Source organism: Micromonospora fulviviridis, assembly GCF_014648395.1.
Classification (GTDB): domain Bacteria; phylum Actinomycetota; class Actinomycetes; order Mycobacteriales; family Micromonosporaceae; genus Micromonospora; species Micromonospora fulviviridis.
In genome coordinates this window covers 199,119-216,708 of the sequence record NZ_BMRA01000002.1, presented here as the reverse complement: position 1 = coordinate 216,708, position 17,590 = coordinate 199,119, and the positions used below count along the sequence as shown (strand labels likewise).

Annotated in this window: 13 protein-coding genes; 10 read left to right on the top strand and 3 right to left on the bottom strand. The window is 75.3% G+C overall.

The window, feature by feature from the left end:
• Nucleotides 1-419: 419 nt before the first annotated feature.
• Complete coding sequence (locus IEY96_RS05965) at nucleotides 420-5,201, bottom strand: Lhr family helicase (protein ID WP_189193791.1); 4,782 nt, start codon at nucleotides 5,199-5,201, stop codon at nucleotides 420-422.
• A 170-nt stretch (nucleotides 5,202-5,371) separates the two neighbouring features.
• On the opposite strand from IEY96_RS05965, the gene IEY96_RS05960 reads away from it, so the two are divergent.
• The 10 genes from IEY96_RS05960 to IEY96_RS05915 all read left to right on the top strand — a co-directional run bounded on the left by IEY96_RS05960 (nucleotide 5,372) and on the right by IEY96_RS05915 (nucleotide 15,643).
• Nucleotides 5,372-5,740 (top strand): hypothetical protein, encoded by a 369-nt coding sequence (locus tag IEY96_RS05960; RefSeq protein WP_189193790.1) that lies wholly within the window; start codon nucleotides 5,372-5,374, stop codon nucleotides 5,738-5,740.
• A gap of 121 nt (nucleotides 5,741-5,861) precedes the next feature.
• Entirely contained in the window at nucleotides 5,862-8,696 is a 2,835-nt protein-coding gene (locus IEY96_RS05955; RefSeq protein ID WP_189193789.1) for a Na+/H+ antiporter subunit A, read from the top strand.
• A 55-nt stretch (nucleotides 8,697-8,751) separates the two neighbouring features.
• Nucleotides 8,752-9,234, top strand: coding sequence for a Na(+)/H(+) antiporter subunit C (locus IEY96_RS05950; RefSeq protein ID WP_189193788.1), 483 nt, complete (start codon nucleotides 8,752-8,754; stop codon nucleotides 9,232-9,234).
• On the top strand, nucleotides 9,231-10,739 hold the full coding sequence (locus tag IEY96_RS05945) for a Na+/H+ antiporter subunit D (RefSeq protein ID WP_189193787.1): 1,509 nt from the start codon (nucleotides 9,231-9,233) through the stop codon (nucleotides 10,737-10,739). The genes IEY96_RS05950 and IEY96_RS05945 overlap by 4 nt, the downstream gene beginning before the upstream one ends.
• A complete protein-coding gene (locus tag IEY96_RS05940) occupies nucleotides 10,736-11,392 on the top strand; it encodes a Na+/H+ antiporter subunit E (protein WP_189193786.1) in 657 nt (218 codons plus the stop codon). The genes IEY96_RS05945 and IEY96_RS05940 overlap by 4 nt, the downstream gene beginning before the upstream one ends.
• The gene (locus tag IEY96_RS05935; RefSeq protein ID WP_189193785.1) at nucleotides 11,389-11,652 is read left to right on the top strand and encodes an MrpF/PhaF family protein; all 264 of its coding nucleotides are present in this window, start codon (nucleotides 11,389-11,391) and stop codon (nucleotides 11,650-11,652) included. Before IEY96_RS05940 ends, IEY96_RS05935 begins: the two co-directional genes overlap by 4 nt.
• A gap of 34 nt (nucleotides 11,653-11,686) precedes the next feature.
• On the top strand, nucleotides 11,687-12,019 hold the full coding sequence (mnhG, locus tag IEY96_RS05930) for a monovalent cation/H(+) antiporter subunit G (RefSeq protein ID WP_189193784.1): 333 nt from the start codon (nucleotides 11,687-11,689) through the stop codon (nucleotides 12,017-12,019).
• Nucleotides 12,020-12,180: 161 nt separating this feature from the next.
• Nucleotides 12,181-13,536 carry a hemolysin family protein gene (locus tag IEY96_RS05925; protein ID WP_189193783.1) on the top strand — a complete coding sequence of 452 codons (1,356 nt, stop codon included), beginning with the start codon at nucleotides 12,181-12,183 and terminating at the stop codon, nucleotides 13,534-13,536.
• Nucleotides 13,533-14,597, top strand: a complete 1,065-nt coding sequence (locus IEY96_RS05920) for a hemolysin family protein (RefSeq protein WP_189193782.1) — start codon at nucleotides 13,533-13,535, stop codon at nucleotides 14,595-14,597. Before IEY96_RS05925 ends, IEY96_RS05920 begins: the two co-directional genes overlap by 4 nt.
• Before the next feature lie 119 nt (nucleotides 14,598-14,716).
• Nucleotides 14,717-15,643, top strand: a complete 927-nt coding sequence (locus IEY96_RS05915; RefSeq protein ID WP_189193781.1) for a sporulation protein — start codon at nucleotides 14,717-14,719, stop codon at nucleotides 15,641-15,643.
• 16 nt (nucleotides 15,644-15,659) lie between these two features.
• Here the strand turns inward: IEY96_RS05915 and leuE are convergent, their stop codons facing one another.
• Nucleotides 15,660-16,328, bottom strand: a complete 669-nt coding sequence (gene leuE / locus IEY96_RS05910) for a leucine efflux protein LeuE (RefSeq protein WP_189193780.1) — start codon at nucleotides 16,326-16,328, stop codon at nucleotides 15,660-15,662.
• Nucleotides 16,325-17,572 carry a bifunctional pyridoxamine 5'-phosphate oxidase family protein/GNAT family N-acetyltransferase gene (locus IEY96_RS05905; protein WP_189193779.1) on the bottom strand — a complete coding sequence of 416 codons (1,248 nt, stop codon included), beginning with the start codon at nucleotides 17,570-17,572 and terminating at the stop codon, nucleotides 16,325-16,327. The genes leuE and IEY96_RS05905 overlap by 4 nt, the downstream gene beginning before the upstream one ends.
• Nucleotides 17,573-17,590: the final 18 nt, after the last annotated feature.

The following is a 17,590-nucleotide window of genomic DNA, read 5'->3' as shown; positions in this document are numbered from 1 at the left end:
CCGCGTGCCGGCCGGCACCGCCCGGTCGCGCCGGTTCGTGGCGTGGCAGGCATTCCGCGCCGAGCCGCAGACACCCCGAGGCCGATCTCAACGAGCCTGCTCTCCCACCCCTCAGGAAACTCGCCCGCATCGCGGGACCGTCACAAGATCTTGGTATGAAAAGGCCCCTATAGGGGCCGTTTCCGTCCAAGATCTCCGGCGCCGGCGCCGGCGCCGGCGCCGGCGCTGGCGCTGGCGCTGGCGCTGGGCGCGGGCGCGACCGGTGGGGCGTGGGGCGGGAGCGTGCGGCGGCGCCGAGGGCCGAGGCCGAGCGCGGGCATGGGCGTGGGCGCGGCCGGTGGGGCGCTGGGCGCCGAGCGCGGGCGCGACCGGTGGGGCGTGGGGCGTGAGCGTGCGGCGGCGCGGGGTGCGGGGCGGGGTCAGCCGCGGAGGCGGAGGCCGCGGGGGGTGGCGCGGAAGCCGGCAGCGGTCAGCGCGTCGCGCAGCGGCGAGGAGTGCACCGCCTCGCCGTCGGCGCGTTCCACCGAGATCGCCCCCAGCGCCCCGGAGTACACCGCGTCGGCGAGCGCCTTGCCGGCCGCGGCCAGCACGTCGGTGTCGTCGGTGAACGAGAGGATGGTCCGCCCGCCCCGCTCGACGTAGAGCACCAGGTCGCCGCCGACCAGCACGACCAGCGCCCCGGCCTTCCGCCCGGCCCGGTGCCCGGTGGTCGGTGCCGCCCCGTCGCCGGAGTCGACCACCCGGTCGGGCCAGGGCAGCGCCGCGCCGTAGGGGTTGGCGGGGTCGGTGGCGGCGAGCACGATGGTCGGCCCGCCCCGGCCCCGGCTGTCGTCGGCGGGATCGGCGAGCGCGCGGATCCGGTCCACAGCACCGGGCACGGCGAACTGGGCGGCCCCCAGCCCCTCGACGAAGTAGCCGCGCCGGGCCGCGCCGCGTTCCTCCAGCGCGGAGAGCACCGGGTAGACCGCCGCGAAGCCCCCGGTCACCTGCTCGGCCATGACCGCGCCGCGGGTGACCACGCCGTGCCGTTCGAGCAGCAGGTCGGCGAGCGCGGCGGCCCGACGGGTGGGGTCGAGGTCGCGCTCGGGCAGCCGGGACCAGCGGCCGGCCACGGTGGGCGGGCCGCCGCGGCTGGGCAGCGCCACCCGGCCGGGGCGGCGGTAGCGGGTGCGCGGGGCGGCCGGCCGGGACCGGTGCGCGCCGCCGCCGCCGAGCGCCGCCCGCAGCGGAGCGAGGGTGTCGTTGGTGAGGTGGCCGGCCCAGACCAGGTCCCACACCGCCGCCGCCAGGGCGGTGTCGTCGGTGGAGCCGACCCGGTCGGAGAGCGACCGGAAGAAGAGCGCCTGCCCGTCGCCGAGCGCGTCGAGCACCGCCTCGTGCAGCGGGGTGACGGCCAGCGCCTCGTCCGGCGGGGGCAGCAGCAGCGGCGCGACGTCCGCGTACGCCAGGGTGACCCAGCCGTCGCCGCCGGAGATCGCGCCGGAGCCGGCCCAGACCACTTCGCCGCTGGCGCAGAGCTCGTCGAGCTGGGCGGGGGAGTAGTCGGCGATGCGGGCGGGCAGCACGAGGCGTTCCAGCGCGGACGCCGGCACGGCCACGCCCTGCAACTGCTCGACGGTGGCGGCGACCGCCTCGACGCCGCGGGCCGACGAGCCGACCTGCTGCCAGCGGGGCAGGAACGCGGCGAGCGCCCGGGGCGGCACCGGCTCGATCTCCCGGCGCAGCGCGGCGAGGGACCGGCGGCGCAGCAGCCGCAGCACCTCGGCGTCGCACCACTGGGTGCCGACGCTGTCGGGCGCGAACTCGCCGGAGACCACCCGCCCCGTGGCGGCGAGCCGGCGCAGCGTCTGCTCGACGACGAACACCCCGAGCCCGAACCGGGCGGCGCAGGTGGCCGCCGCGAACGGGCCATGGGTGCGGGCGTAGCGGGCCACCAGGTCACCGAGCGGGTCGGCCACCGGCTCCAGGTACGCCTCGGCCACCCCCACGGGCAGCGCCACGCCGAGCGCGTCGCGCAGCCGGGCGGCGTCCTCGACGACCACCCAGCGGTCCTCGCCGGCGATCCGGACCCGCAGCACCCGCCGGGCCGCCTCCAGCTCGTCCAGCCATCCGGCCGGTACGCCCCGCTCGGCCAGCTCGGCCTCGCTCAGGTCGCCGACCACCCGGAGCAGCTCGACCACGTCCTCCGCGTCGCGGGGGCGGCGCTGCTCGGTGCGCCAGCGCAGTTGCCGTTCGGTCTCGGCCAGCACCGCGGGGTCGAGCAGTTCCCGCAGGTCGACCCGGCCGAGCAGTTCGCCGAGGAGCCCGGAGTCGAGGGCCAGGGCGGCGGCCCGCCGTTCGGCCAGCGGCGCGTCGCCCTCGTAGAGGAACGCGCCGACGTAGCCGAAGAGCAGCGAGCGGGCGAACGGCGACGGGCGCTCGGACTCCACCTCGACGAGGCGGACCTTGCGGGCGCCGAGGTCGCGCATCAGCTCGGCCAGCGCGGGCTGGTCGAAGACGTCCTGGAGGCACTCCCGGGCGGCCTCCAGGGTGACCGGGAAGTCGGCGTACTCGCGGGCCACGTCGAGGAGCTGGGCGGCGCGCTGGCGCTGCTGCCAGAGCGGCTGCCGGCGGCGCGGGTCGCGGCGGGGCAGCAGCAGCGACCGGGCCGCGCACTCGCGGAACCGCGAGGCGAACAGCGCCGAGGTGCCGACGGACTCCTCGACCAGTTGGGCGATCTCCTCGGGGTCGAAGACCACCACGTCGGCGCCGGGCGGTTCCTCGGCGGTGTCGGGCAGCCGGACCACGATGCCGTCGTCGGAGGGCATGACCTGGGCGTCCACCCCGTAGCGCTCGGCGAGCCGGCGGCCGATGGCGAGCGCCCACGGGCCGTTGACCCGGGCGCCGAGCACCGAGTGCACGGCGAGCCGCCAGTCGCCCAGCTCGTCGCGGAACCGCTCGACCACCACCGTGCGGTCGTCGGGCAGGGACCGGGTGGCCTCCTTCTGCTCGCGCAGGTAGGCCATCAGGTTGCCGGCGGCCCAGTCGTCCAGCCCGCCGGCGCGCAGCGCGGCCACGGCGTCGGCGTCGGACTGGCGCAGCAGCGCCCGGACCCGGGCGCCGATGGCGCGGCCCAGCTCGACGGGGCGGCCGAGCTGGTCGCCCTTCCAGAACGGCATCCGGGCGGCTTGGCCGGGGGCGGGGGAGACGAGCACCCGGTCGGGGGTGATCTCCTCGATCCGCCAGGACGACGAGCCGAGCAGGAAGACGTCGCCGACCCGGGACTCGTAGACCATCTCCTCGTCGAGCTCGCCGACCCGGGCGGCCCGCTCGGCGCCGGCCAGGAAGACCCCGAACAGGCCCCGGTCGGGGATGGTGCCGCCGCTGGTCACGGCGAGCCGCTGCGCGCCGGGCCGACCGGTGAGCACGTCGGCGGCCCGGTCCCAGACCAGCCGGGGCCGCAGCTCGGCGAAGGCGGTCGACGGGTAGCGCCCGGAGAGCATGTCGAGCACCGCGTGCAGCGCCGACTCGGGCAGCTCGGCGAAGGGAGCGGCGCGGCGGACCAGCACGGCGAGGTCGCCGAGCCGCCACGGCTCCAGGGCGACCATCGCCACGATCTGCTGGGCCAGCACGTCGAGCGGGTTGCGCGGGTAGTGCAGCTCCTCGATCGCGCCCGCGCCCATCCGCTCGGCGACCACGGTGCAGGAGAGCAGGTCGCCGCGGTGCTTCGGGAAGACCACGCCCCGGGAGACCGCGCCGACCTGGTGCCCGGCCCGGCCGACCCGTTGCAAACCGGCGGCGACGCTCGGCGGCGCCTCGATCTGCACGACCAGGTCGACCGCGCCCATGTCGATGCCCAGCTCCAGGCTGGAGGTGGCGACCACGGCCGGGAGCTGCCCGGACTTGAGCGCCTCCTCGATGTGCTTGCGCTCCTCGCGGGAGACGCTGCCGTGGTGCGCCCGGGCGATCACCGGCGGCGCACCGGCCGCCGCACCGGACTGCGCCATCACCTCGGCCGGCTGCCGGGGCGCGCGCAGCGGCCCCACCGGCCCGCCGAACGCGTCGGCCCCGCGCCGCCGCACCGAGCCGGCACCGTCCGCCGCGTCCGCACCGTCCGCCGGGCCGTGGCCGTCCCCCGGAGCGCCGCCCGCCGGACCGCCGTCGCCGCCCGCCGGGCCGTCGAACCCCGCCAACAGCTCGGATACGCCCACCGGCTCGCCGCCCCGGGCCACGCGGCCGCCGTCCGGGGCGGCCGCCGCCTCCAGTTCCTCGGCGGCCAGCTCGTTGAGCCGGGCGCAGAGCCGCTCGGCGCTGCGCCGCGAGTTGGTGAACACGATGGTCGACCGGTGCGACCGGATCAGCGAGAAGACCCGCTCCTCGACGGCCGGCCAGATCGACGCCCGGCGCGGGCCGATCCCGCCCAGCGCGTCCTCCGGCGGCTCCTGCTCGTCGAGGCGGGTCATGTCCTCCACCGGCACCTGGACGCTGACCTCGATGGTCTTGCTGGTGGGCGGCTGCACGACGTCGACCGGGCGGGCTCCGCCGAGGAAGCGGGCGCAGACGTCGATCGGCCGGACCGTGGCGGAGAGCCCGATCCGCTGTGCGGGCGTCTCCAGCAGCGCGTCGAGGCGTTCCAGGGAGAGCGCCAGGTGGGCGCCGCGCTTCGTGCCGGCGACGGCGTGCACCTCGTCGACGATCACCGTGCGGACCCCGCGCAGCGAGTCGCGGGCCGCCGACGTCAACAGGAGGAACAGCGACTCGGGCGTGGTGATGAGGATGTCCGGGGGAGTCCGGGCGAAGGCCCGCCGCTCGTCGGCGGGGGTGTCGCCGGTGCGCATGCCCACGGTGATGTCGGGCGGGGTGAGACCGAGCCGGGTGGCGGCCTGCCGGATGCCGGTGAGCGGGGCGCGCAGGTTGCGCTCGACGTCGACGGCCAGTGCCTTGAGCGGGCTGACGTAGAGGACCCGGCAGCGCTGCCGCGCCTCGGCCGGCGGCGGCTCCTTGGCCAGCTTGTCCAGCGACCAGAGGAAGGCGGCCAGGGTCTTGCCGGAGCCGGTCGGTGCGACGACCAGGGCGTTGCGCCCGGCGGCGACCGACCGCCAGGCGCCGGCCTGGGCGGCGGTGGGCGCGGCGAAGGCCGCGGTGAACCACTCCCGGGTCGCCGCGCCGAAATCCGCCAGGACCGCCGCGCCCCGGGTCACCTCGTCCGCCACGCCCTCCATCCTGCCTCGCCGGTGTGACAACCAGTCCTCGCCGGACGTTGTTCTGTCCGGGACGGGGCCTTAAGCGACGGATGTGGCCTTGAAGGCGTTAAGTCTTACTTAACTGCTTGCTTGTACCGCGCAACATAAAGTAACTTCACCCGCAACGCAGTGTGGGGTGGAGGGCTTGGATGACCGTGCAGGGGCGAGGCGGCGGGTCCGGGACCGACGTGCTCATCCGCAAGGTCGACAGTCACCTCGCCACGCTCCGCACCGGTCTGCACGGCCCCGAGCTCGAACTGGCCGAGGACCTGGCCCGCTGCCTGCGTGAGCTGGTCGTCGCCACCGCCCACTCCAGCGCCGCCGACCGGGGGCTGGTCCGCGCCGCGGTGCACTACTTCGTCCTGCGCCGCGAGAGCCGAGGCAAGCTGCTGCCGGTGCGCTCCCTCGCCGCCGCCCAGCGTGTGGTCAACAAGGCGGTCCGCCAGCTCGGCCGCCCGGACCTGCTGGTCGAGACGCCCCGCCGCGACCGCTCCGCCCCCGACCCCGCCCTGCGCTGAGGGGGAGGCCCGAGCGTCGGGCGGGTTTCCCGAAAACCGCCCGGTTGGGCGGGAATGTGGCGTGTGATCGGTCCTGGCCGCAGCGTGCCCCGCCGCGCTGTCACCTCGACCGGGAGTACGCGTGCTCGTCCTGCTGATCCTGCACCTGGTGGCGGCCCTGTCCGCCCCGCTGCTGGTCCGCCGGTGGGGCCCCCGCGCGTGCCTGCTGCTCGCCCTCGCCCCGGCGGCCACCTTCGGCTGGGCGGTGGCGCACACCGGCGCGGTCCGCGACGGCGGCGCGGTCGTCGAGACGTACCCGTGGATCGCGGAGCTCCACCTCGACGTGGCGCTGCGGGTCACCACCCTGTCCTGGCTGATGCTGCTGCTGGTCGGCGGCGTCGGCGCGCTGGTGCTGGTCTACTCCGCCCGCTACTTCCACGCCGGCTCGGCGGGCCTGGCCCGCTTCGCGGCCGTCATGGTCGCCTTCGCCGGGGCGATGCTCGGCCTGGTCGTCTCCGACGACCTGCTGCTGCTCTACGTCTTCTGGGAGCTGACCACGGTCTTCTCCTACCTGCTGATCGGGCACAGCACCGAGCGGCGGTCCAGCCGGTGGGCGGCCGCCCAGGCGCTGACCGTCACCACCTTCGGCGGGCTGGCCATGCTGGTCGGCTTCCTGCTGCTCGGCCACCACGTCGGCAGCTACCGGTGGTCGGTCGTCACCGCCGCGCCGCTGCCCGGCGGCGGCTACCTGGCGGTCGCGGTGCTGCTCGTGCTCACCGGCGCCCTCGCCAAGTCCGCGGTCTTCCCGTTCACCTCGTGGCTGCCGGTGGCGATGGCGGCGCCCACCCCGGTCAGCGCCTACCTGCACGCGGCCGCCATGGTGAAGGCCGGGGTGTTCCTGGTCGGGCTGCTCGGCCCGGCGCTCGCGCCGGCCGGGCCGTGGCGGCCGGTCACCGTGGTCGCCGGGCTGCTCACCCTGGTCGCCGGGGGCTGGGCGGCGCTGCGGCAGACCGACCTCAAACTGCTGCTGGCGTACGGGACGGTCAGCCAGCTCGGCCTGCTCACCGTGGTGCTCGGCGCGGGCACCCCGAAGGCGGCCCTCGCCGGCGTCGCCATGCTGCTGGCGCACGCCCTGTTCAAGGCGGCGCTCTTCCTCGTCGTCGGCATCCTCGACCACAGCGCCGGCAGCCGGGACCTGCGCGACCTGTCCGGGGTGGGCCGGAGCGCGCCGGTGCTCGCCACGTTCGCCGCGCTGGCCGCCGCCTCGATGGCCGGCCTGCCGCCGCTGCTCGGCTTCGTGGCGAAGGAGGCGGTGCTCGGCGCGTTCACCGGGCGGCCGGTGGTGCTCGCCGTGCTGGTCGTGGGGAGCGCGCTGACCGTCGCGTACAGCATCCGGTTCCTCTGGGGCGCGTTCGGCTCGCGGCCGGGCGTCCCGGTCACCGACGTGGAGCGGCCGCCCGCCGCGATGCTCGTACCCCCTGCCCTGCTGGCCGTCGCCGGGCTCGCTGCCGGCCCGGCCGCCGGCTGGCTGGGCGGCCTGCTCCGCCCGTACGCCGAGCTGTTCGGCCCGGTCGAGGAGAAACTGGCGCTCTGGCACGGACCGACCCTGGCGCTCGGCCTCTCCGCCGTGGTGATCGCCGGCGGGGTGGTGCTGCACCTGGTCCGCGGCCCGCTCGCCCCCGCGTTGACGCGGCTGCGCTCGCCGGTCGGCGGCAACCAGGGGTACGAGTGGGTCACCCACCGGTTCGACCGGTTCGCCATCGAGGTCACCGGCGCCACCCAGCGCGGCGCCCTGCCGCAGTACCTCGGCACCGTGCTGGTCGTCCTGGTGCTGGTGCCGGGCGGCGCCATGCTGGCCACCCGGCCGTGGCTCACCGAGATCGCCGTCTGGGACAACCCGGCCCAGCTGGTGGTCTGCGTGGTGATCGCGGTGGCCGCGCTGCTCGCGGTGGGCGCCCGGCGCCGGCTCACCGCCATGCTGCTGGTCGGCGTCACCGGCTACGGCACCGCGATGATGTTCGTCCTCTACGGCGCGCCCGACGTGGCGCTCACCCAGTTCCTGGTGGAGACCGCCACCATCGCGGTCTTCGTGCTGGTGCTGCGCCGGCTGCCGGAGCGCTTCTCGGCCCGCCCGCTGCGCCGCAGTCGCTGGGTGCGCCGCGGCATCGGGGTGGCCGCCGGCCTGGTCATGGCGGGCCTGGCGCTGGCCGCGGCCGGCGCCCGGCGTACCCCGTCGATCTCGGCGGCCTTCCCCGACCTGGCCGTGGCGCAGGGCTACGGCCGCAACGTGGTCAACGTGACGCTTGTGGACATCCGGGCCTGGGACACCATGGGGGAGATCTCGGTGCTGGTGGTGACCGCGACCGGGGTGGCCAGCCTGATCTTCGAGCGGTCCCGCACCGGGCCCCGGCCGCGCCGACCCGGCCCGGTCCGGTCGCGCACGGACCGGCGGACGGTCTGGCTGCGGGGCGGGGCCACGCTGCACGAGCGTCGCCGCTCGATCGTCTTCGAGGTGGTCACCCGGCTGATCTTCCACACGGTGCTGCTCTTCTCGCTGTTCCTCCTCTTCTCCGGGCACAACGCCCCGGGCGGCGGCTTCTCCGGCGGCCTGGTGGCCAGCCTCGCGCTGACCCTCCGCTACCTGGCCGGCGGCCGGTACGAGCTGGCCGAGGCGGCGCCGGTCGGGGCGGGCACGGTGCTCGGCGCGGGCCTGGCCGTCTCGGTCGGGGGCGGCGTGCTCGGGCTGCTCCTCACCGGCCGGGTGCTGGAGAGCGTGAAGGTGGACCTCTGGCTGCCGCTGGTCGACCACTTCTACCTGGTCACGTCGCTCTTCTTCGACATCGGCGTCTACCTGATCGTGGTCGGTCTGGTGCTGGACATCCTGCGCAGCCTCGGCGCCGAGGTGGACCGGCACGTCGAGGCGGCCGGCGAACCCGGCCGGGGGCTCGCCGTCCAGCGCGAGGGGGAGGGCCCGTGAGCGCGAGGAGTGAGCCGGTTCCGCGAGCCCCGCAGTCGCGAACAGAGGTGCCGCGGTGACCCGGGGCGCGGCCGGGCCGACCCTGGTGCTGGTGATCGCCGTCGGGGTGCTCGTGGCCACCGGCGTCACCCTGCTGCTGGAGCGGAGCCTGACCCGGATCCTGCTCGGCGTCATCCTGCTCGGCAACGGGGTGAACCTGCTGATCCTGCTCGGGGGCCGGTCCGGGGCCGCGCCGCTGGTCGGCAGCGCGCCGAGCGCCGCGATGAGCGACGCGCTGCCGCAGGCCATGGTGCTCACCGCTGTGGTGATCACGTTCGGGCTGACCGCGTTCCTGCTCGCGGTGGCCTACCGGAGCTGGTACCTGACCGGCGACGACGAGGTGCAGGACGACCTGGAGGACCGGCAGATCGTCCGGCTCGCCGAGCGCAACGAGGTGTCCACGGCGGACCTCGGCGGCGAGGGGCCGGACAACGACCCGGAACAGGTCGACCCGGAGCCGGCGCTGCGCCGGCTGCGCCGGCGCGGTGAGGAGCCATGAGCGCCGCCCTGGTGCCGCTGCCCGTGGTGGTGCCGCTGCTCGGCGCGGCGCTCACCCTGATCCTGACCAACCGGCCCCGGTTGCAGCGGCTGGTCAGCGTGATCGGGCTGACCACCACCCTGGCGGTGGCGGTGGCGCTGCTGGTCGAGGCGTACCGGCACGGGCCGGTGGTGGTCCGGGTGGGCGGTTGGCCCGCGCCGGTCGGCATCGTGCTGGTCGCCGACCAACTGGCCGCGCTGATGCTGGTGGTCTCCTCGGCGGTCACCCTCTGCGTGCTGCTCTACTCGATCGGCCAGGGACGGGGGGAGACCGGCGAGACGGCGCCCGTGAGCATCTACCACCCCACCTACCTGGTGCTCACCGCCGGCGTGACCAACGCCTTCCTGGCCGGGGACCTGTTCAACCTCTTCGTCGGCTTCGAGATCCTGCTGGCCGCGAGCTTCGTGCTGATCACCCTCGGCGGCACCGAGACCCGGATCCGCACCGGCTCGACGTACGTGGTGGTCAGCATCCTGTCGTCGATGATCTTCCTGGCCGCGGTGGGGCTGGTGTACGCGGCCACCGGCACTCTGAACATGGCGCAGCTCGCCGGCCGGCTCGACGCACTGTCGCCCGGCGTACGCCTGGCGCTTCAGCTCACCCTGCTGCTCGCCTTCGCCATCAAGGCGGCGGTCTTCCCGGTCTCCGCCTGGCTGCCGGACAGCTACCCGACGGCGCCCGCCCCGGTCACCGCGGTCTTCGCCGGCCTGCTCACCAAGGTCGGCGTGTACGCGATCATCCGCACCGAGACCCTGCTCTTCCCCGGCGGCCAGGTCTCCGGCCTGCTCATGGTGGTGGCCGGGTTGACCATGGTGGTCGGCATCCTCGGCGCGGCGGCCCAGTCCGACCTGAAGCGGCTCTTCTCGTTCACCCTGGTCAGCCACATCGGCTACATGATCTTCGGGGTGGCGCTGAGCAGCGTGGCCGGCCTGGCCGGGGCGATCTTCTACGTGGTGCACCACATCACCATCCAGACCACCCTCTTCCTGGTCGCCGGCCTGGTCGAGGAGCGCGCCGGCAGCACCGACCTGCGCCGGCTCGGCGGCCTGGCCCGGATCGCCCCGCTGCTCGCCGTGCTCTTCTTCGTGCCGGCCATGAACCTGGCCGGCATCCCGCCGTTCTCCGGCTTCCTCGGCAAGCTCGGCCTGCTCCAGGCCGGCGTGGCGGCCGGTGGGACGCTGCCCGCCGTGGTGGTCGGGGCGGGCGCCCTGACCAGCCTGCTCACCCTCTACGCCGCCTCCCGGGTGTGGAACATCGCGTTCTGGCGGGCGCCCCGGCTGGCCACCGCGCGCCCGGCCGTCCGGCTGCCCGGGCTGATGGTCGGGGCCACCGCCGCCCTGGTGGTGCTCGGCCTGGCGCTCACCCTGGCCGCCGGCCCGCTGTTCCGGGTCACCGTGGACGCCGCCACCGACCTGCGCCAGCGCACCCCGTACGTCCGGGCGGTCCTGCCGGTGGACGTGCCGTGACCGACGACCTGCCGGCGGGCCGGGCGGCCGGCGACGGGGAGCCGGCGGCCGGCCGGCCGCCGCCCAGCCTGGCGCCCGACGCCCCCGCGCCCACCGTGGGCCGCGGCGGACGGCGGCGCGACCAGGCCATCGCGCTCGGCTGGCTGGTCGCCATCTGGCTGCTGCTCTGGGGCGACCTGTCCTGGGGCAACGTGCTCGCCGGCCTGGTGGTCGGCGCGGCCGTGCTGCTCTTCTTCCCGCTCCCGCCGGTCACCTTCGGCGGGCGGCTGCGACCGGGCCCGCTGCTGGTCCTCGCGGTCACCTTCGCCGGCGAACTGGTCAGCGCCAGCCTGCACGTCGCCGCCGTCGCGCTGCGCCCCGGCTACCGCCCGCGCGGCGCCATCATCGCGGTGCCGCTGCGGATCCGCACCGACCTCAACCTGGCGCTCACCGCCGAGGTGATCTCCCTGGTGCCGGGGACCCTGATCCTCGAGGTGGACCGCGACAACGGGGTGCTCTACGTCCACGTCCTCGACGTCCGCGGGCCCGAGGACCTGACCGGCAGCCGGGAGCGGATCCTCGCCGTCGAACGGCGCATCGTCCGCGCCGTCGGCTCCCCCGCGGAGGTACGCCAGCTCAGTCCCGAACCCGTCGATCGGAGGAACCATCCGTGACCGTGCTCCTCGCCGTCGCGCTGACCGTGCTGCTCTCGGTCACCGCGCTGCTCGCCCTGGCCCGGATCTACCGCGGCCCGTCCCTGCTCGACCGGGTCGTCGCCGCCGACCTGCTGCTCGCCACCATGCTGGGCGCCGTGGGCGCGGAGGCGGCCGTCAACCGCCACGCCACCACGCTGCCGGTGCTCGTGGTGCTCTCCCTGCTCGGCTTCGTCGGCTCGGTGTCCCTGGTCCGCTTCGCCGTCCGGGAGGACGCGTGACCGCCCGGCGCCCCCGGATGCAGGGGCGCACTCCATGATCGGGACCGTCGCGGACTGGCTCGGCGGGCTCTGCCTGCTGGCCGGGGCGCTGCTCAGCCTGGTCGCCGGGATCGGCGTGCTGCGCTTCCCGGACGTGCTGGACCGGATGCACGCCGCCACCAAGCCGCAGGTGCTCGGTGTGCTGCTGCTCCTCGTCGGCCTGGCGCTGCGCCTGCGTACGCCGTCGGATCTGGGCATGATCGCGCTGGTGGCGGTCTTCCAGCTGGCCACCGCGCCGGTCGCCGCGCAGATGATCGGGCGGGCCGCCTACCGCTCGGGGCGGATCGACCGGGACCTGCTGGACGTCGACGAGTTGGCCGGGCGGTGAACCGGACAGCGGGGAGGCTTCCGGCACCCTCAGCGGACGTCCAGCCGCCGCCGATAAAATGGCGACATGATCGACTCCTCTGCCCAGGAGGGCAGCAGTAGCCAGCCGGGTCGTGCCCGGCAACCTCTGGACCCGACGGCCCCGGGAGCCCTGAACGTCCCGTGTTGATCCTCGTCGGACTCGTCCTCATCATCGTGCTCACCGCCGCCACCGGTTACTTCGTGGCCCAGGAGTTCGGTTACGTCGCCGTGGACCGGGGCAAGCTCAAGCAGCTCGCCGACGGTGGCGACCGCGCCGCCGCCCGGGCCCTGGAGGTGACCGGCCGGCTCTCGTTCATGCTCTCCGGCGCCCAGCTCGGCATCACCGTGACCGCCCTGCTGGTCGGTTACGCCGCCGAGCCGTACCTGGGCGCCGGGCTGGCCGACCTGCTCGGCCTCGCCGGGGTCTCCAGCGGGCTGGCCCTGCCGCTGTCGGTCGTGCTCGCCCTGCTCATCGCCACCGTGGTCCAGATGGTCCTCGGCGAGCTGGCCCCGAAGAACCTGGCCATCGCCCGCGCCGAGCCGCTCGCCCGGGCGCTCGCCGGGTCCACCCTCATGTACCTGCGGATCGCCGGACCGGTGATCACCCTCTTCGACCGGGCCGCCGTGCGGCTGCTCCGCCGGTTCGGCATCGAGCCGATCGAGGAGCTGCCCAGCGGCGCCACCCCGGAGGACCTGGAACAGATCATCGCCGAGTCCCGGGAGGAGGGGCACCTCGACGCCGAGATGTCCGACCTGCTCGACCGGGGCCTCGACTTCCGGGAGCTGACCGCCGGGGAGGCCATGGTCCCCCGGGTCGACGTGCACACCGTACGGGCCGACGAGCCGGTCAGCCGCGTCGTCGAGCTGCTCGACACGGGCCACTCCCGGTTCCCCGTGCGCGGCGCCGAGGGCGTCGACGACCTGGTCGGGGTGGTCGGCATCGCCGACGTGCTCGGCGTGCCGCCGGCCGAGCGGGCGACCACCCGGGTCGCCGCGGTGGCCGTACCCCCGTTGCTGGTGCCGGAGACGCTGCCGCTGCCGACGGTGCTGGACCGGCTCCGGGTCGGGCACCGCCAGCTCGCCTGCGTCGTCGACGAGTACGGCGGCTTCGCCGGCGTGATCACGCTGGAGGACATCGCCGAGGAGCTGGTCGGGCCGATCCGCGACGAGGACGACCCGCCGGAGCGGGCGCCCGCCCGGCAGGACGACGGCTCCTGGGTGGTGCCGGCCCGCTGGCGGATCGACGAGGTCGCCGACAGCACCGGCATCGCGCTGCCCGAGGCGCCCGAGTACGACACCCTCTCCGGCCTGGTCATGCGCGAGCTGGGCCGGGTGCCCGAGGTCGGCGACCGGCTGGAGATCGCCCTCGCCGTCGACGGCGAGGAGCCGGACGCCGAGCCGCGCGCCCTCGTCGAGGTGCTGGCCGTGGACCGGCACGTGGCCGACTCCGTCCGGCTTCGGACGACCGCCGGCGCGCACGGGGAGGAGGCGGCATGAGCCCCGGGTTCGCGCTCTTCTTCTCCGCGGTGCTCCTGGCGCTCAACGGCTTCTTCGTGGCGGCCGAGTTCGCGCTGGTCGCGGCGAAGCGGTACCGCCTGGAACAGTCGGCCGCCGGGGGCGGCCGGGCGGCCCGCGCGGCGCTGGACGGCGTCCGCGAGCTGAGCCTCATGCTGGCCGGCGCCCAGCTCGGCATCACCCTGTGCACCCTGGGCCTCGGCGCGCTGGCCGAGCCGGCCATCGAGCACCTGCTCAGCCCGCTGCTGCACGCGGTCGGGCTGCCGGACGCGGTCAGTCACCTGGTCGGGCTGCTGTTCGCGCTGGCCCTGGTGACCTTCCTGCACCTGGTGGTCGGCGAGATGGCCCCGAAGTCCTGGGCCATCACCGACGCGGAGCGCTCGGCCTTGCTGCTGGCGCTGCCGTTCCGGGCCTTCGCCCGGGTCGCCCGCCCGGTGCTGTCCGCACTCAACGCCCTCGCGAACGCCGTGCTGCGGCTGGTCGGCGTCCGCCAGCAGGACCAGCTCGCCCAGGTGCACGGCCCGGACGAGCTGCGGATCCTGCTGGAGCAGTCCCGCGAACACGGGCTGCTCGGCGCCGAGCAGCACCAGATGCTGACCAGCATGCTGGAGTTGCAGGGGACCAGCGTCGCGCAGGTGATGGAGCCGTTCGACCGGATCGTCACGGTACGCCGGGACGACACCGCCGAGCGGATCGAGCACGTCTCCCGGGACAGCGGCCGGTCCCGGCTGGCCGTGGTCGACGCGGGCGGCGAGGTCTGCGGCCTCGTCCACGTCCGCGAGGCGGTCCGCGCGGTCACCACCGGCCGGCCCGCCACCGCGGAGGAGCTGATGACCCCGGCGTTCACCCTGCCCGGCGAGGCGTCGGTCACCGAGGCGGTGGCCGCCATGCGGGGCCGGCAGGCCCAGCTGGCGCTGGTCAGCAACGGCGGCGGCCCCACCCGGCCCATCGGCTTCGTCGCACTGGAGGACCTCCTCGAGGAGGTCATCGGCGAGTTCGACGACGAGACCGACCCGGTGCCCCGAGGCCGCCGCATGCGCTGACGCCCCGCTCTCCGGAGCCGCTTCGGGTGCGTCTGTTGTCGCTCCAGCGACAACAGACGCACCCACACCGTGAGCCGCGGGCGGCGAATGGGGGAGCGGGCAGCGGGAATGCCGGCGGCATGCGGCTGACCGGGGTGTCGTCGGAGTCCGTGTGGACCGGGCTGTCGGTGAGCACCACGCTGCCCAACCCGAGCACCCGCCCCGGCCTGCGCCTGCCCGGCCGGGTCACCCTGGCCGCCGGCGGCAACGACGTCGCCGTCCGGCACATCCGGCTCGGCCTGGTCGCCCAGGTCGAGCCGGAGGACCCGGAGTCGCCCCGCCGGCTGGTCCAGTACCACCAGGTGCCGATCGCCGGCCGGTTCGTGGTGCCGGCGGACCGGCGGCGGGCGGTGGACTTCGCGATCCCGCTGCCGTGGGAGACCCCGGTGACGATCTTCGGCGGGGTTCCGCTGATGAGCCTGCGCACCGGGCTGCGTACCGAGGTGTCCGTCGACCCGGACCTGGACCAGGGCGCCATGGTGCCGGTGTTCGTGCACCCGATCCCCACCCAGCAGCACGTCCTCGCCGCGCTGGAGACCCTCGGCTTCGTCATGCGGCAGGCCGGGCTCCAGCAGGGGCGGCTGCCCGGGGTGGAGCAGGCGCTCCCGTTCCACCAGCGGCTGGGCTACTGGGTGGCCCCGCTCTACGCCGGCCCGATCACCGAACTGGAGGTGATCTTCGTGACGAACGCGGCGGGGCTGGAGGTGCTGCTCTGGATGGACCGCCGGCTCTCCCTGGCCGGGATCACCCACCAGAGCATCAGCCGGTTCCGGGCCTGGCACGCGGGGGCCGACCGGCGCGACTGGGTGGCCACCGTGGACGGCTGGCTGCGGCACGCCATCGACCGGCACGCGGCGGCCGCCGCGCACGCCGACTGGTCCGCCAAGATCAGCGAGTCCGCGCACGTCAGCCGCCCGCCCGACGAGCCCGTCGCCCCCGGCTACGGTCTCGGCGGCACGGCCGGCGGCGCGGGCGTCGGCGGCGGCGGTGGCGGCGACGGCACCTGAGCGGGGCCGTCGCGGGTCAGACCGAGGCGGTGGCGAGTTTCAGGCTGAAGCCGAGGAAGAGCACCGCGACGGCCGTGGTGCCCGTCGCGGCGAGCCGTTGCCGGCGGTGGAACTGGGCGGCCAGGAAGGTGCCGGTGAGGATCAGCGCGGTCAGGTAGAGCGCGCTGGTCACCTGGGCGATCAGGCCGAGCAGCAGGAAGGACAGCGCCGGCCAGGCGTACCCGGGGTCGACGAACTGGATGAAGAAGGAGATGAAGAAGAGGATCGCCTTCGGGTTGAGCAGGCTGATCACCAGCGCCCGCCGGAACGGGCTGCGCACCGCCGCCGGCTCCGCCGCGTCGATCAGCCGCGGCGTCGCCGGGTCGTTGCGGTCGCGCCAGCGCCGCCAGGCGCCGCGCAGCATGGCCAGGCCCAACCACCCGAGGTACGCGGCGCCGGCGTACTTGATCACGAGGAAGAGCGCCGGGTACGCCTTGAGCAGCGACGCCACCCCGGCGGCGGAGAGGAACATCAGCACCGAGTCGCCGACGAACACGCCTCCGGCGGCCCGGTAGCCGGCCGCCACGCCACGGCGCGCCGCCGTGGAGAGCACGAAGAGCGAGTTCGGCCCGGGTAGCAGCACGATCGCCACGGTGCCCAGCACGTACGTCCAGATGTCGGTGATCCCCAGCACGCCGGTCATCATGACGCCGCGGGCACCGCCGGGCGAAGCCGTTCCCGCAGGGTGACCTGTGCGTTTGGCCACTCCGAGGCGAGCATCGAGTAGAGCGCGGACTCCCGCCAGGTGCCGTCGGCGCGCCGCCGGTTGGACCGCAGGGTCCCCTCCCGGACCGCGCCGAGCCGCTCGATGGCCCGCTGCGAGCGCTCGTTGAGCGAGCTGGTCTGCCAGGTGACCCGGATGGCGTCCAGCTCCTCGAAGGCCCGGGTGAGCAGCAGCAGCTTCGCCTCGGTGTTGATCCCGGTGCGCCACCACGGCCGGCCGAGCTGGGTGTAGCCGATCTCCACGGTCCGCAGGTCCGGGTCCGGCTGGTAGTAGGAGGTGGTGCCGACCACCGCGCCGGTGACCGCGCAGCGCTGCACCCAGGGCATCCGCACCCCGCGCCGGTGGGCGTCCAACGCCGACCGGACGTAGGCCGCCATCTCCTCGACGCCGCCCGGGCGCGGAGTGCCGACGTACCGCCAGACCTCCTCGTCGTCGAGGGCGGCGTACAGCTCCTCGGCGTGGGACTCGTCGAGCGGCTCCAGCACCACGTGGTCGCCGCGCAGCACCACCGGCTCCAGCCAGGGCGACGGGGCCGGCCGCAGGTACGCGGGCACCGGCGCGGTCACCCCGGCTGCCGGCTCCGGCACGCCCGGGACGAGCCGCAGCGGCACCACCCCCGCCCAGTGCGGCAGGTCGAGGTCGACGGGATCGTCGTCGGCCCCGGCGGCCCGGGCGCGGACCGACACCTCGCGCAGCGGCAGCGCCAGCACGGCGGTCTCGGCCAGCTCGCGCCGGCTCGGCGGGCGGCTGTCCGTGCTGCGCCCGGCGGCCACCTTCTCCACCAGCGCGGTGAGCACGGCGAGCTTCTCCCGCTCGTCGGTGACCAGGTGGGCGGTGCCGTGGGCGACCACGGACCGGTAGTTCGCGCTGTGGTTGAACTGCGAACGGGCGAAGACCAGGCCGTCGAGCAGGGTCACCGCGACGCAGATCGGCAGCCCGGCGTCGTCGCGGGCGGCGAGCAGCGGCCGGCTGCCGGTGGAGCCGTGCAGGTAGAGGGTGTCGCCGACGCGGACGTGCAGGGTGGGCAGCAGTCGCGGCTCGCCGTCCACGGTGAACCCGAGCGTGCAGTGGTACGCCTCGTCCAGCACGGCGTGGGCGGCGGCCTCGTCGTAGCTCATCCGGGCCCGCATTCGGGTGGCGGTGGTCCGTTCGGTCGGGGGGTACATGCGACATCCACCTTCGTG

Coding starts and splice junctions, on each gene's coding strand:
- mnhG (WP_189193784.1), top strand. CDS start 11,687: ATGATCGGGACCGTCGCGGACTGGCTCGGCGGGCTCTGCCTGCTGGCC.
- IEY96_RS05920 (WP_189193782.1), top strand. CDS start 13,533: ATGAGCCCCGGGTTCGCGCTCTTCTTCTCCGCGGTGCTCCTGGCGCTC.
- IEY96_RS05915 (WP_189193781.1), top strand. CDS start 14,717: ATGCGGCTGACCGGGGTGTCGTCGGAGTCCGTGTGGACCGGGCTGTCG.
- leuE (WP_189193780.1), bottom strand. CDS start 16,328: ATGATGACCGGCGTGCTGGGGATCACCGACATCTGGACGTACGTGCTG.
- IEY96_RS05960 (WP_189193790.1), top strand. CDS start 5,372: ATGACCGTGCAGGGGCGAGGCGGCGGGTCCGGGACCGACGTGCTCATC.
- IEY96_RS05965 (WP_189193791.1), bottom strand. CDS start 5,201: ATGGAGGGCGTGGCGGACGAGGTGACCCGGGGCGCGGCGGTCCTGGCG.
- IEY96_RS05945 (WP_189193787.1), top strand. CDS start 9,231: ATGAGCGCCGCCCTGGTGCCGCTGCCCGTGGTGGTGCCGCTGCTCGGC.
- IEY96_RS05905 (WP_189193779.1), bottom strand. CDS start 17,572: ATGTACCCCCCGACCGAACGGACCACCGCCACCCGAATGCGGGCCCGG.